Source organism: Candidatus Nitrotoga fabula, from assembly GCF_905221025.1.
In the GTDB taxonomy this organism is placed as follows: domain Bacteria; phylum Pseudomonadota; class Gammaproteobacteria; order Burkholderiales; family Gallionellaceae; genus Nitrotoga; species Nitrotoga fabula.
The window spans coordinates 109,292-118,601 of sequence record NZ_CAJNBL010000002.1; the positions used below are offsets into that span (position 1 = coordinate 109,292).

Here is a 9,310-nt window from a genome sequence, read left to right on the forward strand (position 1 = left end):
GAGCCCGGATGATCCTGGTTTAGCCTCCATCGCAGATAAACTCAGCTACCATGCCACCAGAAAACCAGAATCAGACCAAGCAGCGCCACTATGGCCACTACTGCAAGGGTTGCGCTTAACCAGACTACCCTTACTCGGTTGGTTTCGATGCGCCTGACCAGTTGCGTGTTCTGATCCGCCAGCGCCTTGATCAGTTCGGAAGACGCCAGTATCTGGCGGTGCATGTCGGACGTTACTTTTTCCAACCGGATAATACGGGCCTCCAGTGTAGCCAAGGTCTGTGGTTCGGACGAAACTGCCGGCTCGATATCCGGGAAAGGATTTTCCTGCGGCGCTGCTTTTCCTGAAATAACATCCCAGAGCTTCCTGGCGCCATCCGCAACTTTCGGCGCGTTGTGGATCACCTCCGTCCAGGGAACGTATTTCAATACCGAAAACCAGCCTGCTGCCATACCTATGCCTCCTGTTCAGTTTCGCGCGAATCAGGCCCGAAACCAATATCCGGACAAGAATCGCCAGTATTCCCTGGTGGGAACTTCATTTTCCATTCACCTGAGAAAAAAACGATTATAAGCGCATTGCACCACGGATACACAGTGCCCGCCACAGTTGATGTTTCCCGGAGCGCCCTGCGAACCCCCTGCAAAAAACATCGGCATGGAAAAATGAACGGAATAGAAACAGGAGACTACCTGACCTGAAGCAACGCACCCAGGACGGTTTCACGCAAGGCACGCCAGGAATGCCCCCCTGCAAGCGCATGCCGCTGGTTGATTTCCAGCTCGATGCCCACATACTCCCCGGGGGTAAAACGCCGGCGTAAATAGCTGCACAGGCAATCCGAGTTTCCAATATAGGGATAATTGCGGCGTACCCTGAAATTTTGTGAACCGGCCGTCAAAGCCTCCTGCCAGCGCAGGCAGATTGCTTTTTCCTCCGGCCGCTGCGGGTCATACAGCAGGCCGATATCTGCATTGCGTATTTCGCCATCGAGCTGTGGTGTAAAGCTGTGAGAGGCAATATGAATCACTCGTCTGCCCTGCCCTGCCGCTTCTTCAACGGCAGCTTCGACCTTGCGCCGGTAGGGAAGGTAATATTGCTCCAGAATCTGGTTGCGATCCGGCCTGGAGGCTTTGCGCATCACATCGGAATACAGACGGGGATGCCCGATGGAGCGATTCAGGTCGATCAGCAGCCGGCTGACGGTGGAATAAAAAAAAGGTGCGGCCAGTGCCTGCGCCAACTCGCGGGCCATGGTCAGTGCCCCCGGGTCGTACCCGCGATGCGTTTGCAGCAACGCCTCATGGCCCAGAAAATAGTGGCGATAGCGCTGTGGAATGCGGTTTCCGCCGTGTTCACAGGTAATGAGAAACCGGTCTTTCCTATCCATGGAACATCCTGCCTTCGGCCAGACAATCACAGAGCTGGCGGTAGACCTCCTTCAGCCGGGAATGCGTACATGACGCGCCGGTCGCACGCAGGATGCGGCGCGCAAGCGGGCCGTGCTCCAGAATGCAGTCCAGCGCTTCCTGCCATGCTTCCTGCTGTCCGACATCCCTCCTGCACAGGGTTGCAGCCAAGTGGTTCCAGAGCTCCCCGGCTGTGCAGCGGTTACCGGGAAACCCCATCAGGCGCAAGTAGGCAACATTGTCAATGCAGGACTGCTCGGCATCGCGGATGCAGGACAGCATGATTGCAACCAGGGCATCGGTTGCTATCTGCTGTTGTTCGGCCAGTAAAGAATGCTTTTCGTCATACAGCTCACGTATGAGATGAATGACCACAGCGGCAATGGCGCAATCGGCAAGCGGGCATTCCTGCAGGTCGAGCATGCGAATCTCGATGGCGTTCCGGTCGAAACGCGGAACCGCACCGCGCACATTGAGCCACTCATGCTTCAATATGCCCTCGGGATCCAGGGGGGTGATTTCGTGATACATCGGCTGGAGGATCTGCGCGTCATACCCGGCACGGCTCACTGCGGTCTCCGGGATCACCTCTGCAATGGTAGAGGGTACTCTCGACTGGTGCCGGCGGTAATTTTCCATGCGGTAATCCAGGAAACCACTGCTGCTGCCTTCCGCAAACGGAGAACTGGCCGCCAGCGCAGGAAGAATGGGCAGTGTCAGGCGGATGGCGGCATGCAGGCGCGCAAACTCCTGATCGTCAAAAAACGGAAGGTTGAGGTGCATGCTTTGCAGATTGGACCAGCCATGCCGCCTGCAGTCGAAGATACGGTCGTAAGTCCGGTATATCTCCGCATGATCATGCGGCCACAGGCGCGTTTCGGCATGCGGAACCATCCACGGGTGCATCGCAGTTGGCATCAGACAGGCGTTCAGGGGTTTCAGTATTTCATTGACATGCCCGATTTCAGACTGAAAAGAGGGAGACAGAACTTCGAGATTGAGAGCGGATTCCGGCCGGATATTCTTGAGTTCAATGAGATGCATCACCAGTTCATTGGACAAGCCAAGTTTTCCCTGCTGAAGCCGAGTCTCCGGCACCCAGGCCCCGGCCATGCTGTACAGCAGCCTATCGGCAACCGGCAATACCGACAGGGTGTGCCTGTCCACGATCATATATTCCAGCTCGATGCCATACCCGGCAAAGGCATGAAGCGGCCCACTCATCGCGAAACACCCAGCTTGTGCGCTTCAATACGCCTGAGGAACACACCCATCACTTCCCGATAGAGCGCGTCCTTGAGGATTCCATCCTCGTTGCCGGCATCCACATTGGGATTGTCATTAATCTCGATGACATGGCAATGGTTCCCCGCCTGCTTGATGTCCACGCCATAAAAACCGTCGCCGATCAGATTGGCTGACTTAAGCGCAAACCGGACGACATCTTCGGGCGCTTCATCCACCGGGATGGCTAACGTGGCGCCTTCGCTCAGCTTGTGCTGCTGGCTGTCTCGCTTGATGATCTGCCAATGCCCCCGGGGAAAGAAATACTTGGCCACAAACAGCACGCGCTGGTCGAGAATGCCTACGCGCCAGTCAAATTCGGTGGGCAGCCATTGCTGGGCAATGATCAGCTCAGATTTCGCCAGCAGCGCGTTTGCCGCTGGCAGCAGCTCCCCTTCCGTTTCCACTTTTACCACCCCGCGCGAGAACGAACTGTCCGGCTGCTTGAGCACGCAGGGCAGGCCCAGCAAGGGAACAATCCGGTTGATATTGCCGCGATGAACCAGCAGCGTCATCGGCGTGGGAATGTGATGCCGTGCCAGCAGTTCGGCCAGATAAACCTTGTTGTTGCATTTCAAAATGGAGTCCGGATCGTCGATCACGACCAGCCCCTCTGCCATTGCCCGGCGCGAAAAACGGTAGGTGTAGTGGTTGACGTAGGTCGTATCGCGGATAAACAATGCGTCAAATTCGGGTAACCGCCCGATATCCGGACAAGTAATGAACTCTGTGCTCATTCCCAGTTCCCCGGCGGCCTTTACAAATTTCTGCAACGCCCTGATATTGGAAGGCGGCTCTGGGTTGGAAGGGTCGTGCAGGATGGCAAGATCAAAGCGCGGAACGGGGCGCCTCCGCGTTCGCTGCCTGCGCCCCAGGAAATAGGCGGTTGCTGCCTGCATTGCAAATTCCTGGTGGCCAGCCGGAACATCGCTGCCGGAAATTGCCCGGATGCTGCGCAAATGCCATTGGCCATGCCTGCGTTCAAAGTGCGCGCGCAATAGCGGCGCCTGCAGCAAATGGAAAAGATGCAGGCTGATACGGTCAAAGCGGCTGTCCACGCTGCGGCCGAAATAGATGCCGAGTTCGAATTCATCCGGCCCGAGAGGAGCCAGAAGCGGCTGGATCTGCGCATCCATATCCCCGGTAAGATGCCTCACCAGTGTCTGGGACTGCAGGTCTTCAATGGTACCCACTCGGGGCAGCGGCTTGTGGCCGCGCGCTTCGGCAAGCAGGGAAACATAATAACCCAGGCTCTGGTAGCGGTAGGACCTGCACAGGTTGAATACCCGGAACGGGCGGTCGGCACCGTATAAGGAATCGGTAAGATAGGCGCGTGCAGTTACCCGCTGGACGCCGGGGATTGCAAGCGGCCAGTCCCGGGGAGTGTCAACTACGATGAGGATGTCCATGGTGCGGCTCGTCTCGTGGCTGGATAATCAAAAGATTGGCGTCATGAGTGACAATGCCCAGCAGGACAGCACCCAGCGCCCGGTCGATGCTGACCCAATAATTCCGTACCGGGCCATACGGGTGCGCGCCATAAGGATCGGATATCAGCACACTCCGGTTATTTCGGTCATATCCGGAGATCACGACAAAATGTCCCGATGGCGTGCCGCGCAAGTCGTCAGGAAGATCGTTCGGACCATATTCGCGTACCGTGCGATAGAGATAGGTAGAGCTCAACCCGGACAGAATGGGCAGCCCGCGTCGCAGCAATCCGCGAATCAGCGGACCGGTGAGGTCTGCAAGAAGCAACCGCCCGCCCAGCTGGAGAAATTCCAGATACCCGCTGGTGGCATGTCGTAGCCGGGGGTCGTCTTTCAACTCCTGTTGCTGACGCAAGCGTTCCGCAATGTCCACTCCCGGATCGAACCAGGTAGGATCGAAAACCATCAGATTGTACGTGTAAATGGTGGCCTGGTATCCCTTGCGCAAGGCATCACAGGCCAGGAATACGGCAAAGGTGCCACTCCCCTTCTCCAGTTTTTGGGTGCGAGCAATAATGTCGCCAAGCTCTTCATTTTCGCCCCAGTAGCGGTAAATGGCATGCAGACAGGTAGGGCCGCAGGTGGTTTCATCCGGCTGCGGCTGGATCTGGAGAGGCAGAATCAACGTAACTGGCAGCATGCGACACTCCGCACCGAGCGCGCGCAGTACGCGCACAATACAATTCCTCGTTCCGTTAAGATAACACGGCCGGATTCAGAATGGAGGATACAGAAGTGATTTATTTTGTTTACAGCAAGGCGATCACACAGCGTTGAGCAGGCGCTCTGCGCCGAATCTGGTAAACCGGAAATTTCTGGCTTTCGGGATCAACCAGCTATGGGCTGCGGACACGACGTATCTTCCGACATGGTTTGGATTTGTCTACCTGGCGGTGGTCATCGATGTGTATAGCCGCAAGGTTGTAGGCTGGGCGTTCAGTGAACGGATGACAGCTGACCTTGTCATTGCGGCGCTCAATATAGCGCTATTGACCAGAAACCTCAGTCAGTCATTCATCATTCTGACAGGGGTAGTCAATACACCAGTGTAGCCTTTGGCAAGCACTGTGAAGAAATGGGAGTCAGGCCATCCATGGGGGCAGTTGGTGATGCCTACGATAACGCGATGGCGGAAAGTTTCTTTGCAAGCCTTGAGTGCGAACTCATTGACCGCCGTCCCTGGAAATTCAGAACGGAAGCACGTCATGCTTTCTTTGCATGGATTGAAGCCTGGTACAACCCGCACCCGAACTAACCAGTGATTCCCCCGTCGCCACGCACGTGAGGAAAATTAAAATTCAGCCAAACGAACTATTAGAGGTGAAGCATGGCAGCGAGGAACTGGACCCCCAAACAGCTGGCAAGGCAGGCAGAAAAATCCGGCAATGGCAACCGTGGGATAAATCCACCGGCGCACGGACAGCGGAAGGCAAGGCGGCATCGTCACGCAATGCTTTCAAGGACAGTTTGAAGCTACATATTCGTGCGATGGCCAGAAGCATGAATGCCATGTTGCGGGAGCCGCGGGAGGGGTTGGGGCGGGTTTGAAGGGGGTATGGCAAATGGACGCAAGGATCAAGGGAGGAGGAGAAGATTCATGTAAGTTACCTCCCTGCCAGATTGCCATTTTCATCGAATAGCGCCGTTTTCAGTGAGACATTCGGCCCAGGCTGAGCTGCAAAAGTCTATGTGATGACTTTGACCAAGATCAGCGGACATAAGATTTTGAGGATTTTATAGACGGTCTACTGTGCACCGGATATGGGAGAGGTTGCATCGTTGTTGGATTAATCAAGATTTTAAAAAATTATAGCTTCTAGCTTAGAACAATAAATTGCTTTCACAAAATCCTGGGCAAAAGGAATTATATAGGTCATAATGTCCGCAAAAATTCCCTGATAAAGAAAAATGATACATGCCCAGCCGCTTGAACTTCTGAAACAGGCCCGAAATAGATTCACGCAGCGCGAAATAGCCGAGTACGTAGGTAAAAACACCAAAACCATAAGACGATGGGAAAAAGGCGAAACGCCGTGCCCTGCGATGCTTGAATCCGCATTGCGAGACCTCCTGCAGAAACCTGTTATCGGCACAACACCAAGTGGCCGTAGTTTCCGCTTCATTGACCTTTTCGCCGGTATTGGCGGTATACGCATGGGCTTTGAGGCCCACGGTGGAAAATGCGTCTTTACCAGCGAATGGAATGAGTTTTCAAAAAAGACTTACATTGAAAATTATGGTGACCATCATCCCTTTGTTGGCGACATCGTTCCGTATCCGGCCGAAAATGTACCAGATCATGACGTATTACTTGGCGGATTCCCCTGTCAGCCGTTCAGTATTGCTGGTGTAAGCAAGAAAAATTCACTGGGTCGCCCACATGGCTTCAAGTGCACTACGCAAGGGACACTGTTTTTTGACGTGGCCCGCATTATTGCCACCAAGCGCCCCAAAGCGTTCCTTCTGGAAAACGTCAAAAACCTGCTTTCGCATGATAAGGGCCGCACCTTCGACGTGATCCTGCAAATTCTCCGGGACGAACTGGGTTATGAAGTGCATTTTAAAGTAATCGACGGGCAGCACTTTACGCCGCAGCACCGGGAACGGATCATTATCATCGGTTTCCGCGAAAAAACCGGCTTCTTATGGGATGACCTGAAGCTGCCGGCAGAAGGCCCACGTCTTGCGTCAATCCTGCACAAGACCGACGGCACAGAGCCGGTTATTCCGTGGGACAGCGGCCGATTTTTTGATCACGGCAAGCGGACCGTGCAACCGCGATACACGTTGACGCCTAACTTGTGGGTTTACCTGCAGGCCTATGCAGAAAAGCATCGCGCTGCCGGGAACGGGTTTGGCTTTGGTATGGTCTACCCCGATAGCGTTACTCGCACACTGTCCGCCCGGTATTACAAGGATGGGTCAGAAATTCTTGTATGGCAGGGCAAGAACAAGCGGCCGCGCCGCCTGACACCCCGCGAATGCGCGCGTCTGATGGGTTTCCCCGACTCTTTCCAAATACCAGTAAGTGATACGCAGGCTTACCGCCAGTTCGGCAATAGTGTAATTATGCCGGTAATGCAGGAGGTTGCACGCATCATGATGCCACACGTGCATGCGCTGATCGCTTACGAACGAGAGAGCATTCCGTTTACGCTGCCATTGTTTGCCTGATGGTTGACGTAGTAGACAACGTTACACGTAGCCGGATGATGTCCGGCATACGTGGGCGCGACACTAAGCCAGAAATCCTGATTCGCAGCCTACTACACCGTCACGGCTTCCGGTTTCGCCTTTACGTTCATGACCTGCCAGGCAAGCCGGACATCGTCCTGCCTCGCTATCATGCGGTAGTATTTGTTCATGGATGCTTCTGGCATGGTCACGACTGCCCGTTGTTCAAGTGGCCTCGAAGCCGTCCGGAATTCTGGCGCGAAAAGATCAAAAGAAATCAGGAAAACGACAACCGGGCCAGAGAAGCCTTGCTGGCAAGTGGCTGGCGGGTTGGCGTCGTGTGGGAATGCGTCCTGCGTGGCGCTGGGAAAAATATCGAGGGAGTAGCACAGAGCCTTGCAGACTGGCTTCGTAGTGATACCCCATTGATCGAGGTGAGGGAGTGAAGCCAGGTTATCTGTCAGAGTATTTTGAAGGGGTCGCTGCCAAGAGACTGAGCGCGGTAGAGGCCGACGAGACACGTTCAAACCAGCATGAATACCATGCGACAAAAAAGGTGCAGGCATTCCTTGGTAGCCCTGATGAAAAAATGAGAATGACAGCCCGTTTCCTCTATCTCACCGATGATGATCACGATCCCATCATGGAGGATGCGTTCCTGACGCTCTACAATTGCCGTAGAGGTAAACCACGTGCCCCGGAATACCATCTGTACTTCCCGACCACGAACGTATCCCTGAACGCCAGCGAAGGCGACCTGCTTGTGATCGCTAAAAAACGTGATGGTGGCCTTCTTGTCATCATTGCTGAGAATGGTTCAAGCATTGGACGGCAGATTGAATGGCTGTTTGGTTTTTCTGATTTGACCCACCCCGGTTTCTCAGTCAAGTCCAAGCTGGAAACGGAACAGGACCGTATTGAGTTTGCTTCGCGGTTTATTCTGGAAAATATCGGCATTGCGGTTGAAACCTCCGAGGATAATTATCTGGAAGACATGCTTTCTCGTTTCAATGGGTACTTCCCGACTACCCGTGAATTTTCTGCTTATGCGCGATCAACACTCAAAGACCTTTCCCCGCAGGAAGAGCCAGACCATGTTCTTATGACGTGGATGGAGCGCGAGGAAATCCTTTTTCGTACACTTGAACGCTACCTTATTGCCGACCGGCTGTCACAAGGATTCACCGGCGAGATGAGCACCGGGGGGATCGATGTTGATGGTTTCCTGTCTTTCTCCCTGTCTGTACAAAACCGACGTAAAAGCCGTGTTGGTCTTGCCCTGGAAAATCATCTGGAAATATTGTTTAAGGAAAACGGCTTGAGCTATACACGAACAGCCGTAACGGAAAACAAGGCTAAACCTGATTTTCTGTTCCCCGGCGTAACTGAATATCATAATCCAGCATTCAACTCGCTGAAATTGACCATGCTTGGCGTGAAATCAACCTGCAAGGATCGTTGGCGGCAGGTTCTTGCCGAAGCAGACCGAATTGATGTTAAGCATCTGTTGACGCTGGAAACAGCAATCTCTACGCATCAGACCGATGAAATGACAGCAAAGCGGTTGCAACTTGTGTTGCCGCGCAGTCTGCACCAGACCTATACACCAGCCCAGCAAGCATGGTTAATGGACGTTGCCAGTTTTACGGAACTAGTACGCACACGCCAGAATATGTGAGTGGCAAACTTTGGTTTGGTGCATGATTTTTATTGCGTTTTGAAGAGAGGCTTCAGCTTTGTTCAAGTAAAATGTACCTACTGTTTTGGTGAGTTGTCGATCGTTTTTTGTCTTTGTTTCAGTTTACAGCATATATAGCTATTGATCCGGCCTTATAAAGATTGAACTTTTAAGTATTCGGCATCTCCAACCAGGCATGGAAAAAGAAGACGCGCGATACCAAACGCTGGAACAGTTGCACGAGAGGCGAAAGCAAGTCATCCGGCTGCACAAAA

General features: G+C 53.7%; 9 protein-coding genes and 1 pseudogene. 5 read left to right on the forward strand and 5 right to left on the reverse strand.

Features of this window, described 5'->3' with window-relative positions:
* Positions 1-41 precede the first annotated feature (41 nt).
* The 5 genes from KJA68_RS00625 to KJA68_RS00645 all read right to left on the reverse strand — a co-directional run bounded on the left by KJA68_RS00625 (position 42) and on the right by KJA68_RS00645 (position 4,859).
* Positions 42-452, reverse strand: a complete 411-nt coding sequence (locus KJA68_RS00625; protein WP_213034991.1) for a hypothetical protein — start codon at positions 450-452, stop codon at positions 42-44.
* 236 nt (positions 453-688) lie between these two features.
* On the reverse strand, positions 689-1,390 hold the full coding sequence (locus KJA68_RS00630; RefSeq protein WP_213034992.1) for an N-formylglutamate amidohydrolase: 702 nt from the start codon (positions 1,388-1,390) through the stop codon (positions 689-691).
* The gene (locus tag KJA68_RS00635) at positions 1,383-2,633 is read right to left on the reverse strand and encodes a carboxylate-amine ligase (protein ID WP_213034993.1); all 1,251 of its coding nucleotides are present in this window, start codon (positions 2,631-2,633) and stop codon (positions 1,383-1,385) included. Before KJA68_RS00635 ends, KJA68_RS00630 begins: the two co-directional genes overlap by 8 nt.
* Complete coding sequence (locus tag KJA68_RS00640) at positions 2,630-4,102, reverse strand: RimK family protein (protein WP_213034994.1); 1,473 nt, start codon at positions 4,100-4,102, stop codon at positions 2,630-2,632. Before KJA68_RS00640 ends, KJA68_RS00635 begins: the two co-directional genes overlap by 4 nt.
* Positions 4,080-4,859: a C39 family peptidase gene (locus KJA68_RS00645; RefSeq protein ID WP_246487003.1), complete on the reverse strand. Its 780-nt coding sequence runs from the start codon at positions 4,857-4,859 to the stop codon at positions 4,080-4,082. Before KJA68_RS00645 ends, KJA68_RS00640 begins: the two co-directional genes overlap by 23 nt.
* Before the next feature lie 106 nt (positions 4,860-4,965).
* Between KJA68_RS00645 and KJA68_RS10810 the strand changes: the two are divergent.
* The 5 genes and pseudogenes from KJA68_RS10810 to KJA68_RS00675 all read left to right on the forward strand — a co-directional run.
* Positions 4,966-5,426, forward strand: a pseudogene (locus KJA68_RS10810) (IS3 family transposase); the annotation flags it as partial.
* A gap of 38 nt (positions 5,427-5,464) precedes the next feature.
* Entirely contained in the window at positions 5,465-5,731 is a 267-nt protein-coding gene (locus tag KJA68_RS00660; protein ID WP_213034997.1) for a hypothetical protein, read from the forward strand.
* Between the two features lie 360 nt (positions 5,732-6,091).
* Complete coding sequence (gene dcm, locus KJA68_RS00665) at positions 6,092-7,357, forward strand: DNA (cytosine-5-)-methyltransferase (protein WP_213034998.1); 1,266 nt, start codon at positions 6,092-6,094, stop codon at positions 7,355-7,357.
* Complete coding sequence (locus tag KJA68_RS00670; RefSeq protein ID WP_213034999.1) at positions 7,357-7,803, forward strand: very short patch repair endonuclease; 447 nt, start codon at positions 7,357-7,359, stop codon at positions 7,801-7,803. Before dcm ends, KJA68_RS00670 begins: the two co-directional genes overlap by 1 nt.
* Complete coding sequence (locus tag KJA68_RS00675) at positions 7,800-9,035, forward strand: type II restriction endonuclease (RefSeq protein WP_213035000.1); 1,236 nt, start codon at positions 7,800-7,802, stop codon at positions 9,033-9,035. Before KJA68_RS00670 ends, KJA68_RS00675 begins: the two co-directional genes overlap by 4 nt.
* Positions 9,036-9,310: the final 275 nt, after the last annotated feature.